Source organism: Yonghaparkia sp. Soil809, assembly GCF_001429705.1.
In the GTDB taxonomy this organism is placed as follows: domain Bacteria; phylum Actinomycetota; class Actinomycetes; order Actinomycetales; family Microbacteriaceae; genus Microcella.
Map to the genome: position 1 here is coordinate 307,194 of NZ_LMSV01000002.1, position 18,803 is coordinate 325,996.

At 73.1% G+C, this 18,803-nt stretch carries 18 protein-coding genes and 2 tRNA genes; 12 read left to right on the forward strand and 8 right to left on the reverse strand.

The window, feature by feature from the left end:
• Nucleotides 1–32: 32 nt before the first annotated feature.
• Nucleotides 33–1,454 carry an FAD-binding oxidoreductase gene (locus ASG83_RS09045; RefSeq protein WP_055860218.1) on the forward strand — a complete coding sequence of 474 codons (1,422 nt, stop codon included), beginning with the start codon at nt 33–35 and terminating at the stop codon, nt 1,452–1,454.
• The gene (locus ASG83_RS09050) at nt 1,451–1,798 is read left to right on the forward strand and encodes a cupin domain-containing protein (protein WP_235460149.1); all 348 of its coding nucleotides are present in this window, start codon (nt 1,451–1,453) and stop codon (nt 1,796–1,798) included. The genes ASG83_RS09045 and ASG83_RS09050 overlap by 4 nt, the downstream gene beginning before the upstream one ends.
• Nucleotides 1,799–1,849: 51 nt before the next feature.
• Here the strand turns inward: ASG83_RS09050 and ASG83_RS09055 are convergent, their stop codons facing one another.
• Entirely contained in the window at nt 1,850–2,626 is a 777-nt protein-coding gene (locus ASG83_RS09055; protein WP_055860220.1) for an SDR family NAD(P)-dependent oxidoreductase, read from the reverse strand.
• Between the two features lie 103 nt (nt 2,627–2,729).
• Between ASG83_RS09055 and ASG83_RS09060 the strand changes: the two genes are divergently transcribed.
• From ASG83_RS09060 to ASG83_RS09075, 4 genes are read left to right on the forward strand one after another with little or no spacing between them, the layout of a single operon-like run.
• The gene (locus ASG83_RS09060; RefSeq protein ID WP_055860221.1) at nt 2,730–3,215 is read left to right on the forward strand and encodes a ribose-5-phosphate isomerase; all 486 of its coding nucleotides are present in this window, start codon (nt 2,730–2,732) and stop codon (nt 3,213–3,215) included.
• Nucleotides 3,216–3,217: 2 nt separating this feature from the next.
• Entirely contained in the window at nt 3,218–4,216 is a 999-nt protein-coding gene (locus ASG83_RS09065) for an Fpg/Nei family DNA glycosylase (RefSeq protein WP_055860224.1), read from the forward strand.
• Between the two features lie 7 nt (nt 4,217–4,223).
• Nucleotides 4,224–4,859 (forward strand): FMN-binding negative transcriptional regulator, encoded by a 636-nt coding sequence (locus tag ASG83_RS09070; protein ID WP_055860226.1) that lies wholly within the window; start codon nt 4,224–4,226, stop codon nt 4,857–4,859.
• A complete protein-coding gene (locus tag ASG83_RS09075) occupies nt 4,840–6,327 on the forward strand; it encodes an amidohydrolase (protein ID WP_055860229.1) in 1,488 nt (495 codons plus the stop codon). Before ASG83_RS09070 ends, ASG83_RS09075 begins: the two co-directional genes overlap by 20 nt.
• A gap of 68 nt (nt 6,328–6,395) precedes the next feature.
• On the opposite strand, the gene ASG83_RS09080 is transcribed toward ASG83_RS09075, so the two are convergent.
• Together ASG83_RS09080 and ASG83_RS09085 are read right to left on the reverse strand one after the other, a co-directional pair.
• Nucleotides 6,396–6,884 carry a Dps family protein gene (locus ASG83_RS09080; protein WP_055860232.1) on the reverse strand — a complete coding sequence of 163 codons (489 nt, stop codon included), beginning with the start codon at nt 6,882–6,884 and terminating at the stop codon, nt 6,396–6,398.
• Nucleotides 6,885–7,022: 138 nt separating this feature from the next.
• Entirely contained in the window at nt 7,023–10,718 is a 3,696-nt protein-coding gene (locus ASG83_RS09085; RefSeq protein WP_055860235.1) for an SCO7613 C-terminal domain-containing membrane protein, read from the reverse strand.
• A gap of 112 nt (nt 10,719–10,830) precedes the next feature.
• On the opposite strand from ASG83_RS09085, the gene ASG83_RS12815 reads away from it, so the two are divergent.
• Together ASG83_RS12815 and ASG83_RS09095 are read left to right on the forward strand one after the other, a co-directional pair.
• Complete coding sequence (locus tag ASG83_RS12815) at nt 10,831–11,358, forward strand: RNA polymerase sigma factor (protein ID WP_055860238.1); 528 nt, start codon at nt 10,831–10,833, stop codon at nt 11,356–11,358.
• Between the two features lie 69 nt (nt 11,359–11,427).
• On the forward strand, nt 11,428–12,972 hold the full coding sequence (locus ASG83_RS09095; RefSeq protein WP_055860242.1) for a hypothetical protein: 1,545 nt from the start codon (nt 11,428–11,430) through the stop codon (nt 12,970–12,972).
• Nucleotides 12,973–13,086: 114 nt separating this feature from the next.
• Here the strand turns inward: ASG83_RS09095 and ASG83_RS09100 are convergent.
• Nucleotides 13,087–13,157, reverse strand: a tRNA-Gly gene (locus ASG83_RS09100).
• A 149-nt stretch (nt 13,158–13,306) separates the two neighbouring features.
• Between ASG83_RS09100 and ASG83_RS09105 the strand changes: the two genes are divergently transcribed.
• Both ASG83_RS09105 and tig read left to right on the forward strand, forming a co-directional pair.
• Nucleotides 13,307–13,384, forward strand: a tRNA-Pro gene (locus tag ASG83_RS09105).
• Nucleotides 13,385–13,420: 36 nt separating this feature from the next.
• Nucleotides 13,421–14,779: a trigger factor gene (tig, locus tag ASG83_RS09110; RefSeq protein ID WP_055860245.1), complete on the forward strand. Its 1,359-nt coding sequence runs from the start codon at nt 13,421–13,423 to the stop codon at nt 14,777–14,779.
• 59 nt (nt 14,780–14,838) lie between these two features.
• Here tig and ASG83_RS09115 read toward each other — a convergent pair whose 3' ends face one another.
• Both ASG83_RS09115 and ASG83_RS09120 read right to left on the reverse strand, forming a co-directional pair.
• Complete coding sequence (locus tag ASG83_RS09115) at nt 14,839–15,249, reverse strand: hypothetical protein (RefSeq protein ID WP_055860248.1); 411 nt, start codon at nt 15,247–15,249, stop codon at nt 14,839–14,841.
• Nucleotides 15,250–15,318: 69 nt separating this feature from the next.
• Nucleotides 15,319–15,915 (reverse strand): GNAT family N-acetyltransferase, encoded by a 597-nt coding sequence (locus ASG83_RS09120; protein ID WP_055862001.1) that lies wholly within the window; start codon nt 15,913–15,915, stop codon nt 15,319–15,321.
• Nucleotides 15,916–16,030: 115 nt separating this feature from the next.
• Here ASG83_RS09120 and ASG83_RS09125 point away from each other — a divergent pair, with 115 nt between their 5' ends.
• Together ASG83_RS09125 and ASG83_RS09130 are read left to right on the forward strand one after the other, a co-directional pair.
• Nucleotides 16,031–16,615 (forward strand): ATP-dependent Clp protease proteolytic subunit, encoded by a 585-nt coding sequence (locus tag ASG83_RS09125; protein WP_082515020.1) that lies wholly within the window; start codon nt 16,031–16,033, stop codon nt 16,613–16,615.
• Nucleotides 16,616–16,644: 29 nt separating this feature from the next.
• On the forward strand, nt 16,645–17,307 hold the full coding sequence (locus ASG83_RS09130) for an ATP-dependent Clp protease proteolytic subunit (RefSeq protein WP_055860255.1): 663 nt from the start codon (nt 16,645–16,647) through the stop codon (nt 17,305–17,307).
• An 81-nt stretch (nt 17,308–17,388) separates the two neighbouring features.
• Here the strand turns inward: ASG83_RS09130 and ASG83_RS09135 are convergent, their stop codons facing one another.
• Nucleotides 17,389–18,012, reverse strand: coding sequence for a copper resistance protein CopC (locus ASG83_RS09135; RefSeq protein WP_055860258.1), 624 nt, complete (start codon nt 18,010–18,012; stop codon nt 17,389–17,391).
• Complete coding sequence (locus ASG83_RS09140; protein ID WP_055860262.1) at nt 18,009–18,770, reverse strand: YcnI family protein; 762 nt, start codon at nt 18,768–18,770, stop codon at nt 18,009–18,011. The genes ASG83_RS09135 and ASG83_RS09140 overlap by 4 nt, the downstream gene beginning before the upstream one ends.
• Nucleotides 18,771–18,803 lie beyond the last annotated feature (33 nt).

Consider the following 18,803-nt stretch of genomic DNA (forward strand, 5'->3'; position numbering starts at 1 on the left):
TCCAACTGGACAAGACGTGGCATCCTTGCCCCATGGCGACCACGGTATTCGAACGCGAGCGGCCCGACGAGCGACTCGTCACGGCGGCGCTCGCCGACTCCCGCCTCTCCGTCTTCTGGCTCGACGACCTCCCCGCGCGCACCCCGCACCCGGCGCTGACGACGCGCGAGCGCGCCGACCTCGCCGTCGTCGGCGGAGGCTACGCCGGGCTCTGGACGGCGCTACTGGCGAAGGAGCGCGACCCCGGCGCGCGGGTGATCCTCCTCGAGGGCCGGCGCATCGGCTGGGCCGCCTCCGGCCGCAACGGCGGCTTCGTCGAGGCGACCCTGACGCACGGCGCGAAGAACGGCGAGCAGCGGTTCCCCGACGAGCTCGCAACGCTCGACCGGCTCGGCATGCAGAACCTCGACGGCATCGAGGCCACCGTGCGCGACCGCGACTGGAGCTGCGACTTCGAGCGCGTCGGCTCATTCGCCGTCGCGACCGAGCCGTACCAGGTGCGCGAGCTCGCCGAGGCGCACGACGGCGACGCCGAGCTCTTCCACGACGCGACCGCGATGCGCGCCGCGATCGCCTCGCCCACCTACCAGGGCGGCCTGCTCTCGACGCGCGACACCGCCCTCGTGCACCCCGGAAGGCTCGGGCGCGAGCTGCTGCGGGCGTGCCTCGAGGCGGGCGTCGAGGTCTTCGAGTCGAGCCCCGTGACCGCGCTGCGCGCCGAGCCGGATGCGGTGGAGCTGTCGACGAGGCCCGGCGGCGTCGTGCGCGCCGATCGCGTCGCACTCGCGACCAACGCCTTCCCGTCGCTGCTCAAGCGCTACCGTCTGCACACCGTGCCGGTGTACGACTACGTGCTCATGACCGAGCCGCTCACGACCGCGCAGCTCGCCTCGATCGGGTGGGAGGGCCGTCAGGGCGTCGCCGACTCCGCCAACCAGTTCCACTACTACCGGCTCTCGGCCGACAACCGCATCCTGTGGGGCGGCTACGACGCGATCTACCACTACGGCGGCCGCATCCGCCCCGAGTACGACGATCGCCGCGCGAGCTTCGAGAAGCTCGCGAGCCACTTCTTCACGACCTTCCCGCAGCTCGAGGGCGTGCGCTTCACGCACCGCTGGGCCGGCGTCATCGACACCTCGAGCCGGTTCTGCGCCTTCCACGCGACCGCGCACGACGGTCGCGTCGCCTACTCGGCGGGCTTCACCGGACTCGGCGTCGCGGCGACCCGCTTCGCCGCGAACGTCATGCTCGACCAGCTGGCGGGGCTCGAGACCGAGCGCACCTCGCTGGCCATGGTGAATCAGATCCCGATGCCGTTCCCGCCCGAGCCGGCCACCTATCCGGCCGTGCAGTCGGTGCGCTGGGCGCTCGACCGCGCCGACCACAGCGAGGGGCGGCGCAATCCGTTCCTTCGCACGCTCGACGCGGTGGGTCTAGGGTTCGACTCGTGACCTCTCTTCCGCTCGACGCGCCCACGATCCTCCAGGCCCTCGAGCTCGACCTCGAGCTCGAGCGCGTCGACCCCGAGCAGGTCGTCGACGGCGACCCGCACGTCGGCTCGGTCGCCCTCACCGAGGTCGACGACTGGGAGGTCGGCGTCTGGGAGCTCACCCCCGGCATCGTGACCGACGTCGAGGTCGAGGAGGTCTTCATCGTGCTGCGCGGCCGGGCGATCCTTCGCCGGGAGGACGGCTCGGAGACCGAGCTCGTCCCCGGCTCGGTCGGCCGGCTCGAGGACGGCGAGGAGACCGAGTGGGAAGTGCTCGAGACCCTGCGGAAGATCTACATCGCCTGAGCCGGGCCCGCGCCGGGCATCCAGGCCCCGCTGTCACGGATGCGCGAGCCGCTACCAGGTGGACTCGCCGCGGATGACGACGTCGCTGCCGCCGTCGACGAAGACGACCTGGCCGCACAGGTGGGTGTTCTCCACGCTCGTCAGGTACGCCAGCAGGTGCGCGACCGTCTCCGCCTCGGCGATGCCGTTGAGCGGCATGGGCACCATGTCGAGGATGGCCTTCGTCGCCTCCTCCGTCGCCGTGTAGTCGGCCGTCATGGGCGTGCGGATGATCCCGGGGGCGACGGCGTTGAGCGGGATGCCCGCCCCGGCCCACTCGGGCGTCGCCGCGTTGCGGCGGATCCAGCGCACGAGCGCGCGCTTGGTCGAACTGTAGATGAGGCCGCCGGCGCCCGAGTCGAGGAGCTCCTGGGCGCGGTGCAGCGCCGCCGGCTCGTCGTGCGCGAGGCACGCGTCGACGAGCTCGTCGTCCACGGGGAAGAGAGAGGCCATCGACGCGGTCGCGACGGCGCGCGGGGCGGAGGAGCCGGCGAGCAGCGGACGCAGCCCGTCGAGGGTCGCGAGCGCGCCGAAGTAGTTGACCGCGACCGTCGCCGTCGACTCGGTCGCGAGGCCCGCGTTGGCGATCAGGACGTCGATCGTGCCCCCGCTGAGGTCGCGGGCGTGCTCGACGAGGGCGGCGCGCCCCTCGTGCGTCGTGAGGTCGGCGACGATGTCGGCGTCGTGCACGTCGACCCCGATGACGCGGTGGCCCTGGGCGGCGAGCAGGTCGGCGGTCGCGGCGCCGATGCCGCTCGCCGAGCCCGTGATGAGGTAGGTGCGGGTCATGGGAATGACTCCTTCCGGATCGGATTCGGGCTCAGCATCCCACCGCCCCTGCGGCGCGTCCAGGGTCCTTCGGCCCGCTTCCCACGGCCCTAGAATCGTGGTCATGCGCATCCACGTGGCCACCGATCACGCCGGTCTCGACTTCAGCCGCACGGTGCGCGAGCACGTCGCCGGCCTCGGCCACGAAGTCCACGATCACGGCCCCGTCGAGTACGACCCGCTCGACGACTACCCGGCCTTCTGCATCAACGCCGCGCGCGCCGTCGCCCGCGACCTCGAGCAGGGGGTCGAGGCGCGCGGCATCGTCTTCGGCGGCTCCGGCAACGGCGAGCAGATCGCGGCGAACAAGGTCCGCGGCGTCCGCGCCGCTCTCGTCTGGAGCGAGGCGACCGCGACGCTCGCTCGCGAGCACAACGACGCGAACGTCATCGCGATCGGCGCCCGCCAGCACTCGGTCGAGGATGTCCTGCGCTTCATCGAGGTCTTCATCGCCACCCCGTTCCCCGGCGAGGAGCGCCACGCGCGCCGCATCGCCCAGCTCGCCGAGTACGAGTCGACGGGCGCCATCGCCGGCCACGGCATTCTCTGACCGTGCCCGAGGGTCACTCCGTCCATCGCATCGCCCGCCAGTTCGGGCGCCACTTCGTCGGCGAGCGCATCAGCGCCTCGTCGCCCCAGGGGCGCTTCGCTGAGGGCGCCTCCCTCATCGACGGACGAGTGATGACCGACGCGAAGGCCGTGGGCAAGCAGATGTTCCTCGAGTTCGACGACGCCGTGTGGCTGCGCGTCCACCTCGGCATCTACGGCGCGTGGGACTTCAGCGGCGCGGTCGCGTCGGCCGCCGGCCGCATGGGGCAGACAGGGATGCGCGGAGCATCCGATGACGATGTCGCAGCCGCCCCGACCACCGTCGTCGGCGCCCACGAGGAGTCGCTCGCCTCGATCGGCGCCCCCCGCCGCACCCGGCTGCGCATGGCCGAGCAGGAGAGCGAGAGCGCGCTCGACGACGCGGCGCTCGAGGGGTTCCCGCCTGAGCCCATCGGCGCCGTGCGCGTGCGTCTGCTCACCGAGCGCGCCGTCGCCGACCTGCGCGGGCCGACGGCGTGCGAGGTTCTCGACGCCGCGGGCGTGCAGCAGGTCATCGACAAGCTCGGCCCCGACCCGCTCATCGACGACGCCGACGCGGGGGAGGAGCGCATGCTCGCGCGCATCCGCCGCCGGCGCGTGCCGATCGGGCTGCTGCTCATGGACCAGTCGGTCGTGAGCGGCATCGGCAACGTCTACCGCGCCGAGATCCTGTTCCGCGCGCGCCTCGACCCGCACGCGCTCGGCGCGAACCTGCCGGAGGACGTCATCCGGGGGCTCTGGCGCGACTGGCGCTACCTGCTCGGCGTCGGCGTCGACACCGGCCAGATGCTCACGATGGACGGCCTCGATGAGGAGGCCCGTCGCCTCGCCCTGCGCAACCGCGCCGACCGGCACTGGGTCTACAAGCGCGAGGGCCTGCCGTGCCGCGTGTGCGGCACGCACATCGTCATGGAGATCGCCGCCGGCCGGAAGCTCTACTACTGCCCGAGCTGCCAGGTCTGAGGTCGTCATGCGCCACAGCCCGAACTTCCTCATGACCGACCCCGACGAGGTCCGTCGACTCGTGCGCGAGAATCCGTGGGCGACGATCGTGTCGCACGTTCCCGACCGCGGTCTCGTCGCCTCGCACTACCCGTTCCTCCTCGACGAGGAGGCCTCGACCGGTGACGACATCGTGCTCGTCAGCCACGTCGGCCGGCCCGACGAGCAGTTGCACGAGCTCGGCACCCGCGAGGTGCTCGTCATCGTGCAGGGCCCGCACGGCTACATCTCGTCGTCCTGGTACGCCGAGGGCGACTTCGTGCCGACCTGGAACCACGTCACCGCCCACCTCTACGGCACGCCGGAGATCCTGAGCGACGACGAGAACCTGCGCGTGCTCACGCACCTGACCGACCACTTCGAGCAGCACGTCGACGCCCCGCGCGGCCTGCACCTCGACCTCGAGAAGAGCGCGCGCATCGCGAAGGGCACGGTGGGCATCCGCCTGCGCGTGACCCGCTTCGACGCGCGCGCGAAGCTCAGCCAGAACAAGACCCCCGAGGTCGTCGACCGCATCGTCGGCGAGCTCGAGGGCGACGGCCCGTACGCCAGCACGGGCCTCGCCCGAGAGATGAGGAGACTCCATGATCCGCGCCATCCGTGACGCTCGCCCGCTCGGAGGCCACGCGCCGATCGACGTGACGATCAGCGACGGCGTCATCACGGGCATCCACCCCGCCGGCACGATCGCGGCGGGCGAGGGCGTCATCGACCTCGAGGGCCGCTTCCTGCTGCCGGGCCTGTGGGACGAGCACGTGCACCTCACCCAGTGGGCGCAGCACCGCCGCCGGCTCGATCTGTCCGGCGCGTCGAGCGCGCGCGAGGTCGCCGATCGGGTGGCGGATGCCCGTTCCCACGCCGCGCCCGGCGACACGATCGTCGGCGGAGGCTTCCGCGACGGCCTGTGGCCCGACGCCCCCAGCGCCGCACTGCTCGACACCGCGGCTCCGGATCATCCTGTCGTCCTCGTGAGCGCCGACGTGCACTGCGCCTGGCTGAACTCGGCCGCCCTCGACCGCTTCGGCGCCGGGCTGCCGGCCGCCGAGCTCGAGGGCGCGCGCACCTCGGGGCTGCTCCGCGAGGAGGCGGCGTTCGCCGTGACCCGCCAGCTCGACGCGGCGCCCGACGACGTGCTCGACGAGTGGGTCGCCGCGGCGGCGCGCGAGGCCGCGGCGCGCGGCGTCGTCGGCGTCGTGGATCTCGAGATGCGCTGGAGCGTCGACGACTGGCGCCGTCGCACCGCCGCGGGCTTCGACGGCCTGCGCGTCGAGTTCGGCGTCTACCCCCAGCACCTCGACCGCGCGATCGAGGCAGGTCTGCGCTCCGGCGCGGTCGTGAGCGAGACGGTGTCGGTCGGCCCGCTCAAGGTCATCACCGACGGCTCGCTCAACACGCGCACCGCCTACTGCTGCGACCCCTACCCGGAGGAGGCCGAGCACCCCTACGGGCTCCTCACCGTCCCGCCGTGCGACCTGCACCCCCTGCTCGCCCGCGCCTCGGAGGCGGGGTTCGAGCTCGCCGTCCACGCGATCGGCGACGGCGCCAACAAGGTCGCTCTCGATGTCTTCCAGAAGCTCGGGCGCGGCGGCCGGATCGAGCACGCCCAGCTGCTGCACGACTCGGACCTCGCTCGCTTCGCCGCCCTCGGCGTGATCGCGAGCGTCCAGCCCGAGCACGCGATGGACGACCGCGACGTCGCCGAGCGCTTCTGGCCCGGCCGAACGCGCCGCTCGTTCGCCTTGCGGTCGCTGCTCGACGCGGGCGCGACGATCGTGCTGGGCTCCGACGCCCCCGTCGCGCCGCTCGACCCGTGGATCGCGATCGCCGCGGCGACGACGCGGTCGCGCGACGGCCGCGAGCCGTTCCACGGCGAGCAGGCGATCACGCCTGCGGAGGCGCTCGCGGCGTCGACCCGCTCGCTCGTCGCGGTGGGCGCGCGCGCGGATCTGATCGCCGTCGACACCGATCCGCTGTCGGCATCGGGGGATGCCCTGCGCACGATGCCCGTCGCCCTCACGCTCCTCGGCGGCCGCGTGACCCACGCCGCGCTGCCGCAGCTCGCGCGCTCCTAGACGCACGACGGCCGCGACCCCGTGGGGGCCGCGGCCGTCGCGCGCGCAGGTCGGTGAGGTGCCCGGTCTCAGGCCTCCGCGATGTGCGAGAACAGGAACCAGCGGTCCTTCTCGAGGTCGGCGGTGATCGCGATCGCGAGGTCCTGGCTCACGGGGTCGATCTCCTCGAGTCCTTCGATCGCCGCGCGAAGGCTCACGAGAGCGGCGTCGATGCCCGCGATGACGTCGGCGATGAAGTCGTCGGTCTGCGCGAAGCCGGCGCGGACGGGCGGCACGGTCGTCTTCTTGGCGATCGACTTGGTGCGCGCGTCGAGCGGGAGGCCGAGGGCGACGATCCGCTCGGCGGCGGTGTCGCCGTAGTCGCGGGCGTGCTCGACGAGCGTGTCGAGGAGCTCGTGGACGCCGATGAAGTTGCGGCCCCGCACGTGCCAGTGCGCCTGCTTGCCCTCGAGGGCGAGGGCGTTGAGGTCGATGACGACGGGCTCGAGGTACTGGGCGACGCCCGAGACCATCTCGGCGTCCGTCGTCGCTTCGGGGGCGGAGGTCACGTCCGTCATGGCGTGGTCCTTTCGTGTCGTCGATCGTGGATGAGTCGCGCTCGTGGCGCGCGCTCGTGATCCACGGTAGGCCGATCGCGAGCCGCGTGGAGGCGACTCCCACCGCGCTCCCAGGGCGGACCCGATGCTCGGCTGCGCTCAGCGCAGGTCGCGGATCCGGCGGACGAGGTCGCGCGCATTCTGAAGACGTCGTTCGTAGCGAGCGGCGATCGCGACCACGACCACGCCGGCGAGACCGAGCCACAGCCACCACTCGACGGCGCGCCCGATGTCCTCCAGCAGCGGCCAGCTCTGCACGAGCAGGTGGACGAGCAGGACGATCGCGCCGATGAGCAGGGGCGCCTGCAGGCGGCGGATCGCGCCCCCGACGGCGACGGCGGTGGCGACGACGCCCAGGGCGACGACGCGCCAGAGAGCGGGGTCCTGATCGACGGCGACGAGCGACGGCACGAGGAGGAGGATGAGACCGGGGGTGAGCCACACGGCGCTGCGGGCGCGCTCGTCCCGCTCGAGGCGAAGCGTGCCGATCGCGAGGAGCGCGAGCGCGATCGGGAGGCTCACGAGCTCCACGGGGTCGGCCGCGCCGCCCGCACCGAGGATGCCCGCCGCGAGCGCTCCGAGACCCGCCGACCCCGCCGACACCATGTCGCGCTCACGTCCCTCCGGCGCGAGCCAGGCTCCGACGGCGACGGCCGCGAGCACGATCACGAGGAGGATCCCGCGCATCTGCTCCGCGATCGGAAGGCCGCCGGCGCCGGCCGAAGCGGCCGGGTCGACGGACTGGACCACGGTGAGCACCCCCAGCACGACGAGCGTGGCCGCCGCGAGGGTCGAGGCCAGCCCGGGGATGCGCGCGTCGAGCTCACGGGCGCGCCACGCGACGGCGAGGGCGACGACGCTCGCGATCACGCCGACCGCGAGGGCTCGAAGGAGCGGGCCCTCCGCGCTCGCCAGCGCGAGGGGAGCGCCGGCGAGCAGCGCGGCGAGGGCGATGAGCGGCGCGACCGCATGGCTCGGCGCCCCCTCGTCGTCGCGTCGGACGACGGCGAGGCGCGCCGCGACCAGGAGCACGATGCCGGCGACGGGGAGGACGAACGGCTCCGGTGCGTTCTCCCCAGTGGTCGTCAGCTGGGTCCAGAGCGCGAGCGAGCCGAGCGCCAGGGCGCCCCAGCCCAGGTGGCGGCGGCGCGAGTGCGACCCGACGAGCCCATCCCGGTCGATCGCCAGCAGCAGGAGGAGTATCGCGCCCGCCAGCAGCAGGAGCGCCCCGTCGCCACCGTCGAGCGCTGCCGTCGACCCGCTCGTGGCCGAGCCGAGCACGACGAGCGCCCCGAGAGCCGCGGTGACGGAGTCCGTCACTGCTCGACGCCGGGAGTCGGGCGCCCGGAGCGCGTGCGCGGCGAGGCTCGTCGTCGCGACGACGATGAGCGCGAGCAGCGCCACAGCTCCGCTCACGTCGGACGGCACCGAGCCCGGGGTCGCGTCGAGCAGCGTCGCGCCGGCGAGGACGACCGCGAGGCCGGGGAGCAGCCCCGCGGCGATGAGCCCGTCCAGGCGCCGCTCGTCAGGAGAGACCGCCGAGTGATGCGCGCCGCGCCGCGATCGGATGAGGACGATCACGAGAGCACCCAGGCCGATGGCGGCCGCGAGCGCCGCACCGAGGGCAGGGGCGCGCAGGTCGAGCGCGGCGAGCGCGCCCAGCAGCACGGCGACCGCGGAGGCCGCCCGACGCTCAGTCCGCTGCACCCGACCGAGCTGGGCGGCCAGGAGGACGACGCCCGACAGGGCGAGAGCGAGGGTGGAGGGCGCGATCGTCGGCGACGAACCATCGCCGCCGATCGTGCCGTCGAGGAGCCCCGCTCGTGCGACGTCGTCGGCGAGGGGGATGCTCGCGAGGATGACGATCGCCGAGGCGGTCGCGACGGCGATCGCGGTGACGATCGGATGAGCCGGGAGCGACCGGCAGATGGCGACGGCGGTGACCGCGACCGCCGTGCCGATGATCCATCCGCCGGTCACGGCGGGCGCGATCAGCAGCACGAGAACGGCGGAGCCCACGGCGAGCGGTGCCAGGAGGGCCTGCACAGCGCGGCGATCGTCGTGAGAGTCGAAGCGTCCCGAGGCGTGGAGGAGCAGGCTCGCGCCGATCGCGAGAACGGAGAGCACGACGATGATCGCGATCCACGTCCCCAGCAGCGGCACGGCGGCGACGGCAAGGACGCCGCCGACGGCCGTCAGCGCGCGTGCCCGCGCGCGGAGGACACCGAGCGCCGCCCAGCCCGCCGCGACGAAGCCGAGCGCCAGGAGCAGGCCCGCGAGCGCGGCCGGAATGACCGGCTCGGGGTCGACGATCGTGCTCGTGGTCAGCGTGCCGAGCGGCGACGTCGCGGCGAGCGCCGCCTCCGCCGCGGCGCCGAGACCGACGATCGCCGCGATTCCCGCGGCCGCCGCGGCGAGCGCGGCGGCCGTGATCAGAGCGGTGCGCAGCGCGACGGCTCTCGGGGAGGGCTCTCGTCGCGCGACACCGAGCTCGAGGACGACGGCGATGCCGGTCGCGACCAGGAGCGGAAGCCACACGGCCGTATCACCCGCCGGCAGTCGGGCGGCGCCGATCGCCGACCCCGCAACCGCGGCGAGGACCGCGAGCGCGCCCGTGGCGGCGGCGAGCCACCGCTCGATCGAGTGCCCGGCGTCGGCGACCCGGGCGACCAGTGCCGCGTGGGCCAGGGCGACCAGGGCGAGTGCGATGCTCAGCACGAGCGTCGCGGTCGCATCGTCGAGCCCGAGAGTGATCGCGCTCGCCGCGACCGTGCCGAGGCCGATCGCCGTCAGCACGGCGATGAGCCGCGCGCCGCGGGCGATGCCGGGCGTCTCGCGGCTCGTCAGCACCGGGTGGGCGAGCGCGGCCGCCGCTCCGACGATGCCGCCGACCGCGGTGCTCGCCCCGGCGAGGATCGTCGACCCCCACTGCGCGTCGAGGAGCTCGGCGAGGTGGGTCGCGAGCATGGCCGCGCCGAGCGGCACGAGCAGTGCGGCACCGAGTGCGGGAGCGTGCAGCCGCCCGAGCCGCGACCACAGGACGCAGATGAGGCCGACGACGATGAGGGCGGCGCCCCAGTAGGCGAGCTCGGGCTGCGTGCCGAGACCGCGCGGGTCGTTCTCTCGCAGGGCCCACGCGTCGAGCACGAGCACGATGGTGCCGAGGGCGGCGATGCCCTCGGCCGTCGCGCTCAGCCCCCGCCGCGAGAGGGCGGCCGCGGCCGCGAGGGTCGCGAGGGTCCCGGCCGCGACGATGAGCATCCGCACCGTCTGGCCGTAGGTGAGGAAGGCGTAGACGAGCCCGAAGATCGCGAAGACCGACAGCAGGCTGATGCCGATGATGATGAGCGCGATCTGAATGCTCGATCTCCCCGATCGCGGAGAGGTCGGCGCCGGCATCCCCGGAAGCGCGAGTGAGGGGGGCGGCGCGACGGCGGACTCCGCGGGAGCGGGCGAGGCGGGTGCGGCGCTCGCCGACGCGCCAGGCACGGCGACCGCGGCGGCGCCCTCGCGACGGATGCGGCCGATGAGGGCGACCCGGGCATCCAGGAGGTCGGCGGCCTGCTGCGAGACGCGCGCGAGCTCGATCGCGGAGGGCTGCGTGAGGTCGAGGCCGCAGCGGGCGCAGCGCGCGTCACGCAGGGGAGCGAGGCACGCCGGGCACGTCGTCGTCGACCGCAGCTCGACCGGTGAGCGCGGGAAGGTCACGGGGCCGGCGAGGGCCACGTCGGCGGCGGTCGAGCGACCCGGGCTCGCGGGGTCGGCGGGCGGACTGAGGGGCGGCACGACGCTCATGCGGCACAACCTATCGGCCGGGGCGCGACGAGGGGGGACCCTCGAACGGGATGTGCGAACACGCGCCGCCCGGTGCGCTAGGGACGAGCCGCGACGAGGGCAAACTGTCGCCATGCCGCCCGTGACGCCCGACGAGTTCGCGGCCGTCTACGCCCGGCACCTCCCCGCCGTGAGCGCGTACCTCGCCCGCCGCGTCGAGCGCGACGCCGTCGACGACCTCGCGGCCGACGTGTTCGCGGTCGCCTGGCGCAAACGCGAGTCGGTCACGGAGGGCGAGGAGCTCCCGTGGCTCTACCGCATCGCGTCCTACCTCGTCGCCAATCACCGGCGCCGTCACGCCGCCCGCACGAGCGCCCTCGCGATCCTCGCCGCCCCCGACTCCGCGCCCAGCACGGAGGACATCGTGCTCGGCGACCTGGCTCTCGCCCGCGCCTGGGAGGAGCTGCGCCCCCGCGACCGCGAAGTGCTCGCCCTCGCCGTGCTCGAGGACATCCCGGTGAGCGCCATCGCCGTCGCGCTCGCGATCACCCCCAACGCCGTGAGCGTCCGGCTGCACCGCGCGAAGAAGGCCCTCGCCGAGGCGCTCGAGCGCGCCCAGGCGCGCGATGCGGGGGATGCCCCCGCCGCGCCCCGAGACTGACCCCCCGATCGCGCGGCCCCATCCGCGACGCCCGCGAAAGATCCGACCGCTCTTCGACATATACCGGGTATGAGCAGCGAACAGCACGACGATGCAGCAGCCCGCCTCCGCCGGGCGATCGACCAGGGCGCCGCCCCGGTCCTGTCCTCCGACATCGTCACGCAAGCCCCGGGCCGTCGCGCCCCGCGCCTCGTCAACCACGGCCGCGTCGCGCGCACGGCCGGTGGCTCCGTGCTCGCCATCGCCGCCGTCACCGCGGCGTCCCTCGTCATCACCCAGCCGTTCGCCCCGCGCGCGCCGCTCTTCACCGCGGCCGATGGCGCAGCCGATCAGTCGGCGTTCGGCGCCGCCGCCGAGTCGAGCGACCTGCGCATCGGCGTCTGGAAGCAGTACGAGTACGTCGCCGGCGACGGCCTCGCGACCTCCGGCGGCTCGGGCGCCGTCTTCGCGCTCGAGCGCACCGGAGCCCCCGAGGCGACCCTCGACGGGCTCGCCGAGGTCTTCGACCTCGTGGGCGAGGCGGTGCGTGCGAGCTACTTCGACGAGAGCTACCCCTCGTACATCGTCGGCCCGGAGGACGGCTCGGCGCCCGCGCTCACGATCACCTGGGCCGGCACCGCCAGCTGGTGGTACAGCGACCCCGCCGCGAGCGGGTGGACGAGCTGCGCGGTCCCGGGCGACGTCGGGGCGGACGGGACCGCCGGAGAGGCTCCGGCTGACGAGCCGCTGCCCGAGATCGCGCCCGAGATCTGCGAGCCCGTGCCGCCCACCGGCGGCGCGATGCCGAGCGAGGAAGAGGCGCGCGGCGAGGCCGCCGCGATCCTGGCCGCGACCGGTCTCGATGTCGATGCGGAGGACATCCGCGTCACCGCCGACGACTGGCAGACCGTCGCGAGCGCGAACCTCGTCGTCGACGGCGTCGCGACCGCGCTCGACTGGGCCGTCGCGTGGGGCCCCGGCGGCGAGATCGCGTGGGCCTACGGCCACGCGGTCGACGTCGTGAGCAAGGGTTCGTTCGGCACCGTCTCGGAGCGCGACGCCGTCTCCCGGCTCGCCGACGGCCGCTGGTTCGGCGCGGCCGGCCCCGAGTTCCAGGGCGGAGGCGTCGGCATCGCCGAGATGGCCGGCGATGCCGCCATCGAGCAGCGGATGCCCGGCACCGACGGCGACGGAGCCACCGGATCGAGCGGCGCGGCCGTCGACCCCGGCACCGCGCCCGCTCCGGCGCCGACCGACTCGGCCCCGCCCGCGGAGCCCGTCCCGAGCGAGCCCGCGCCCGAGCCTGCACCGGTCGACCCGGTCGAGCCCGCGCCGACCGAGCCGGAGCCCGTCGCGCCGACCCCGATCGACCCGAGCGAGCCGCCCGTCGTCGAGCCCGAGCCTCTGCCCGAGCCGACCCCCGAGGTCGAGATCGTCACGGTGAACGAGGCCGAGGCGACGCTCCTGCTCATGTGGGACTCGGAGGGCGATGCCTGGCTCGTGCCCGGCTACGCCTTCCAGCAGGCCGAGGGCTGGTGGAACTCGGTGGTCTCGCTCGTCGAGGGCGTCATCGAACTGCCCGAGCCGATCGAGTACCGCATCGAGCCGATGCCGATGCCGCTGCCCGCGGAGTAGTAGCAGGCGCGATTCTCCTCGTCCAGAGCGGACGGCGCGAAGCGTCTCGACCACGCTCGAGGCGCGGAGCGCGCTGCGCCGCAGGAGCGGCGGCGCAGCCAGAGACCAATACAGAGGGGATGACGGGAATCGAACCCGCACCATCAGTTTGGAAGACTGAGGCTCTACCATTGAGCTACATCCCCACGAGGCCGAACCGGCCGCGTGCGGGAGTCAGCGTATCGCATCCCGTTCTGCTCTCGGCGGCGGTGCCGCGCGGCTCGGCTAGACTTGCCGAGGCCGTTTTGCAGAGACCTCGTGTCTTCCGCCCAACTGGTCGATGGTCGCCAGTCATCGGGGCGTAGCTCAGCTTGGCTAGAGCGCCCGCTTTGGGAGCGGGAGGCCGCAGGTTCAAATCCTGTCGCCCCGACCAGACCCATCAGCCCCGAAACCTCAGGAGAATCCCCAATTGGTCCAGTCCACGGTTGAGAAGCTCAGCGCCACTCGCGTCAAGATCGCCATCACGGTGACGCCCGACGAGCTCAAGCCCAGCATCGATCACGCGTACAAGCACATCGCCGAGTCGGTGAACATTCCGGGCTTCCGCAAGGGCAAGGTGCCGCCGCCCATCATCGACCAGCGCGTCGGCCGCGGCGAGGTCATCAACCACGCCGTGAGCGAGGGGCTCGACAAGTTCTTCCGCGACGCCGTGCAGGAGCAGAAGCTCCGCACGCTCGGCCGCCCGTCGGCCGACGTCACGGAGTGGCCGAGCGAGAAGGACTTCTCCGGCGACCTCAAGGTCGAGATCGAGGTGGATGTCCGCCCCGAGTTCGAGATCCCGGCCTACGAGGGCGTCGAGATCACGGTCGACGCGGCCGAGGTCTCCGACGAGGAGGTCCAGTCGGAGCTCGAGAACCTGCGCGGCCGCTTCGGAACGCTCATCACCGTCGACCGCCCCGCCAAGACGGGCGACTTCGTCCAGATCGACCTCGTCGCCACCGTCGGCGGCTCGACCGTCGACTCCGCGAGCTCGATCTCGTACGAGGTCGGCTCGGGCGAGCTCATCGAGGGCATCGACGAGGCGCTCGACTCGCTCAGCGCGGGCGAGACCACGACCTTCGAGTCGGTCCTGCTCGGCGGCGACCACGAGGGCGAGACCGCCCAGATCGAGGTCACCCTCCAGTCGGTCAAGGAGCGCGAGCTCCCCGAGGCCGACGACGACTTCGCGCAGATCGCGAGCCAGTTCGACACGATCGGCGAGCTGACCGACGACATCCGCGAGCAGGTCAAGCGCCAGAAGGCCTTCGGCCAGGGCGCTCAGGCGCGCGACCTCCTCCTCGAGAAGCTGCTCTCGCAGGTCGAGATCCCCGTGCCCGAGGCGCTCGTCGAGACCGAGGTGCACCGCCACCTCGAGAACGAGAACCGCCTCGAGGATGACGTGCACCGCGCCGAGGTCACTGAGTCGACGCAGAAGACGTTCACGAGCCAGATCTTCCTCGACGCTCTCGCCGAGAAGGAGGAGGTCAAGGTCAGCCAGCAGGAGCTCACCCAGTACCTCATCCAGGGCGCGGCGCAGTACAACATGGAGCCGGGCGAGTTCATCAAGGTCCTCGACCAGAACGGCCAGATCCCGCAGATGGTCGGCGAGGTCGCCCGCTCGAAGGCGCTCTCGATCGCCCTCAGCAAGGCGAAGGTCGTCGACGGCAACGGCGAGGCCGTCGACCTGTCGGCCTTCACGGCCGCCGCGACGGCTCCCGTCGCCGACTCGGTCGTCACCGATGACGAGGGCGACCACGACGGTCACGACCACGAGGGCCACGACCACTAGTCGACCCCGCAGTCACGCCGACGGGCCCGGAGCATCTCGCTCCGGGCCCGTCGTGCGTCTCACCCGAGCCGCAGCTCCAGAACGCGCTCGTGGCGGGCGAGTCGTCGGCGCTCGCAGCCGAAAGTCCACGCCGCCGCCCCGGCCGCTGCGAGACCCACGCTCGCGACCGCGAGCATCGAGAGCGTCAGGTCCGGCTCCACCACGATCGTGCCGCCGTCGGCGGCGGGGAAGATGCATCGCAGCCCGAGCGGCCACGCGCTCGGCTCGCCGATCGGCACCGCCGCCTCGCTCGCGATCACGCCCGGTCCCGCACCGACGCTGAGGCACGTGCCCTGCGCGGCGCCAGCGTCCGAGTACCGCAGCATCGCGCCCGCGACGATCGCCGCGAGGAAAAGCGCGAGGGCGCCGGAGATGAAAGCCGCGAAGAGGGCGGACGTTCCGACGAACTGCAGGCGGCGGGAAGGGCGCATGACCGTAGTCTTCCTCACATACCGCGGCGCGTGTGGCTCACCCACCGAGGTCGCGCCATGTCAGGCCGTTCACCCGAGCCGCAGGCCGAGGATGAGCCCGCCGTCGTCCTCGACGGCGACCTCCGTGAATCCGAGGTGCCGGTAGAAGCCGATCGCCCGGGTGTTCGCGGGCTCGACCCCGAGGTGCACGCCGCTCGCGCCGCGCTGCTCGAGGCGGGCGATGAGCCGCGCGATGAGCATCCGCCCGATGCCCCGCCCCTGCGCGCGTGGCAGGAGGTTCACGTGGAAGTGGGCGGGGAATAACGCGGTGATCGCCGGCGGCGTGCGATCGGGGCGGTGGATGCTCCGCACGAGCTCCGCGTCCGCCTGGCGTCGCTCCACGCCGAGCCGGTACCGCTCGCGCAGCGCGGGCCACCACTCGCGCCCGCACCACTCCTCGAAGTCGGAGGTCGACGCGACTCCCACGAGGTACCCGGCGAGACCCGCGTCGTCCTCGACGACCTCGCACATGGCCGGGTCGTGCACCGACTGCGGCCCGGCCCAGTGGTGTCCGAGCAGGTCGGGGTCGTCGTGCAGCGCCGACGCATCCGAGCCCGCGTCGCCGGTCAGCAGGCACACGCGGTAGAGGGCCGGGAGGTCGGCGGGGGAGGGCGGCCGGAATCGCATCACGGGGCCACGGTAGCGACCCGCGCGACGCGTTCTCTGCCCACGGCGAACACGGCCGGGCTCGCGGGTTGGCTTCTGTAGATTCGAACCACGAGACGAACAGGAGCTCAACCCCATGGCCGAACCGGCAATGCCCAACAGCGTTTTCGATCGACTCCTCAAGGACCGCATCATCTGGCTCGGTTCCGAGGTGCGCGACGACAACGCCAACGAGATCGCGGCGAAGCTGCTGCTCCTCGCTGCGGAGGACCCGCACAAGGACATCTACCTGTACATCAACTCGCCCGGCGGCTCGATCACGGCGGGCATGGCGATCTACGACACCATGCAGTTCGTGCCGAACGACATCGTAACGGTCGGCATCGGCATGGCGGCGTCGATGGGCCAGCTGCTGCTGACGGCCGGCACGAAGGGCAAGCGCTACATCACGCCCAACGCGCGCGTGCTGCTGCACCAGCCGCACGGCGGCTTCGGCGGAACAGCGAGCGACATCCAGACGCAGGCCCAGCTGATCTCCGACATGAAGCACCGTCTCGCGGCGATCACCGCCGAGGCGACGGGCAAGTCGGTCGAGCAGGTCAACGCCGACGGCGACCGCGACCGCTGGTTCAACGCCGAGGAGGCCCTCGCGTACGGCTTCGTCGACCACATCCGCTCCTCGGCCACCGACATCGTCGGCGGCGGCGGAACCCAGGCCTAGGCATCCGCGAGTACGAGAGAGAGACCCCCATGGAGACCCCGAACCTCGGCGGCACCCCGCTCGCGATGCCGAGCAGCCGCTACATCCTGCCCAGCTTCGAGGAGCGCACGGCCTACGGCTACAAGCGCCAGGACCCGTACGCGAAGCTCTTCGAGGACCGCATCATCTTCCTCGGTGTGCAGGTCGACGACGCGTCGGCCGACGACGTCATGGCCCAGCTGCTCGTCCTCGAGTCGCAGGACCCGGACCGCGACATCGTCATGTACATCAACAGCCCCGGCGGCTCGTTCACGGCCATGACGGCGATCTACGACACGATGCAGTACATCCGCCCGCAGATCCAGACGGTCGTGCTCGGCCAGGCGGCCTCGGCCGCCGCGGTGCTGCTCGCGGCGGGCTCGCCCGGCAAGCGCCTCGCGCTGCCGAACGCGCGCGTGCTCATCCACCAGCCGGCGACGGGTGACGCGGGCCGCGGCCAGGCGTCCGACATCGAGATCCAGGCGAAGGAGATCGCGCGCCTCCGCGAGTGGCTCGAGCACACGCTGTCGAAGCACTCGAACCGCACGGTCGAGCAGGTCAACAAGGACATCGATCGCGACAAGATCCTCATCGCCTCGGAAGCGCTCGAGTACGGCCTCATCGACCAGGTCCTCACGAGCCGCAAGACGCTCCCGGCGCTCACCGCGAGCTGAGCATCCGGCCGCGCCGACAGGCGGACGACCGCGGGCCCCGCATCCGATTCAGGATGCGGGGCCCGCGTCGTTCTCGCGCGTTCAGTCGCCCGCGGGGCGGCGCCGGTTCGCGAGCACGATGATCGTCGCGATGGCGGCCGCGGCGAGCAGCCCGCCGCCGATCCAGGCGACGCCGGCGAGCACGGTCGCGCTCTCGTCGGAGGCCGCACCGTCGCCGCGCGCGTCGTCGTCCCCGCCCGCGCCGGCCGCAGGCTCGCCGCCGCACTCGGGCGCCGTGGTCGAGCCCTCGGTGACGGGCTCGTCGCCCTCGGGCGCGTAGGTGAACGCGTACGTCTCCGACAGCGTGTGACCGTCGCTCGAGACGTACTGGAAGGTCATCGCGTACTCGCCCGGCTCGCCGAGCGCGGCGGGCGCGGCCATGGTCGCGCCGGTGACCTCGACGCACCCGTCGCCGTAGTAGAGCCCGTCGGCGTCGGTGACGACGATCGCGAAGGCGCCGTCGTTGCCCTCGAGCGTGAGGAGCGGGTTGTTCGCGGTGACCGTCCACGCCTCCGGCAGCGCGGTGATCGTCGCGCCGTCGGAGGGCGTGGAGTCGACGACGTAGTCGTGCGCGGCGGCCGGGGCCGCGAGCCCGAGGACGAGCGCGGCGGAGGCCGCGAGGGTCGCGACGCCGGCGCGGGCGACGCGCGCGATTGCGCGGCTCACGAGGAGGCCCCGCGGCGACGCACGAGCGCGAGAGTGAGGGCGGCCGTCCCGGCGACGAGGCCGAGGGCGCCGAGGATGCGCACGATGAGGTCATCGCCTCCACCGCTCGCCTCGCGCGTCGCGCTCGTGAGAGTCGCGGAGTCGTCGGCCTCGCTGTGCCCACCGGCGTCGGCGGAGTCGTGGTCGTCCTCCGCCGCGCCGTCGGTGAGGGTCACGACGGGCGCATCCTCGCCCGTCCAGGCGGCCGTGCCGACCTCGCACGTCTGCGTCGTCGGGAACTCGATGCGCTCGCCCGGCTCGCCCTCGGGCAGCGTCACCTGCAGGTCGAAGGCGGCGCGGTAGCCGTCGGCGAGCGGCGCGTCGGTCGCCGTGTAGACGATCTGCCCGACGCGCTCGGTGAGCGTGTCGTACTCGGTCTCGATCGGCGCGTCGAGCGGCACCATGACCTTCTCGACGCTCCAGCCGGCGTAGACGGTCGGCGCGACCGTCGGGATGCTCTCGGGGATGTCGATCGTCACGACGGTCGTCGACGACCCCTCGCAGCCGTGCGACATCGAGAAGGTGACGAGCGCGCGGCCGCCGGGGGCGGTCGAGTCGCTCGAGGCGCTCACATGGGCGAAGGCGGCGGTCGGGCCGGCGATCGCGAGGCCGGCGCCCGCCGCGAGCGCGAGGGCGGCGATGCCCGCGCGGCGGGCGCGCGGAGCGCCAGCCGGAGCGGCAGCGGGGGCGGGGGCGGTGGACAGGGTTCGTGCGGTCATGGTCGTGCTTCTTCCGTGCGGGTGCGCCGGGCG

What these genes read in the sequence shown, in the direction of transcription:
- ASG83_RS09045 (WP_055860218.1), top strand. Translation starts at nt 33, where the DNA reads ATGGCGACCACGGTATTCGAACGCGAGCGGCCCGACGAGCGACTCGTC.
- ASG83_RS09055 (WP_055860220.1), bottom strand. Translation starts at nt 2,626, where the DNA reads ATGACCCGCACCTACCTCATCACGGGCTCGGCGAGCGGCATCGGCGCC.
- ASG83_RS09060 (WP_055860221.1), top strand. Translation starts at nt 2,730, where the DNA reads ATGCGCATCCACGTGGCCACCGATCACGCCGGTCTCGACTTCAGCCGC.
- ASG83_RS09070 (WP_055860226.1), top strand. Translation starts at nt 4,224, where the DNA reads ATGCGCCACAGCCCGAACTTCCTCATGACCGACCCCGACGAGGTCCGT.
- ASG83_RS09075 (WP_055860229.1), top strand. Translation starts at nt 4,840, where the DNA reads ATGATCCGCGCCATCCGTGACGCTCGCCCGCTCGGAGGCCACGCGCCG.
- ASG83_RS09080 (WP_055860232.1), bottom strand. Translation starts at nt 6,884, where the DNA reads ATGACGGACGTGACCTCCGCCCCCGAAGCGACGACGGACGCCGAGATG.
- ASG83_RS09085 (WP_055860235.1), bottom strand. Translation starts at nt 10,718, where the DNA reads ATGAGCGTCGTGCCGCCCCTCAGTCCGCCCGCCGACCCCGCGAGCCCG.
- ASG83_RS12815 (WP_055860238.1), top strand. Translation starts at nt 10,831, where the DNA reads ATGCCGCCCGTGACGCCCGACGAGTTCGCGGCCGTCTACGCCCGGCAC.
- ASG83_RS09095 (WP_055860242.1), top strand. Translation starts at nt 11,428, where the DNA reads ATGAGCAGCGAACAGCACGACGATGCAGCAGCCCGCCTCCGCCGGGCG.
- ASG83_RS09115 (WP_055860248.1), bottom strand. Translation starts at nt 15,249, where the DNA reads ATGCGCCCTTCCCGCCGCCTGCAGTTCGTCGGAACGTCCGCCCTCTTC.
- ASG83_RS09120 (WP_055862001.1), bottom strand. Translation starts at nt 15,915, where the DNA reads ATGCGATTCCGGCCGCCCTCCCCCGCCGACCTCCCGGCCCTCTACCGC.
- ASG83_RS09125 (WP_082515020.1), top strand. Translation starts at nt 16,031, where the DNA reads ATGGCCGAACCGGCAATGCCCAACAGCGTTTTCGATCGACTCCTCAAG.
- ASG83_RS09130 (WP_055860255.1), top strand. Translation starts at nt 16,645, where the DNA reads ATGGAGACCCCGAACCTCGGCGGCACCCCGCTCGCGATGCCGAGCAGC.
- ASG83_RS09140 (WP_055860262.1), bottom strand. Translation starts at nt 18,770, where the DNA reads ATGACCGCACGAACCCTGTCCACCGCCCCCGCCCCCGCTGCCGCTCCG.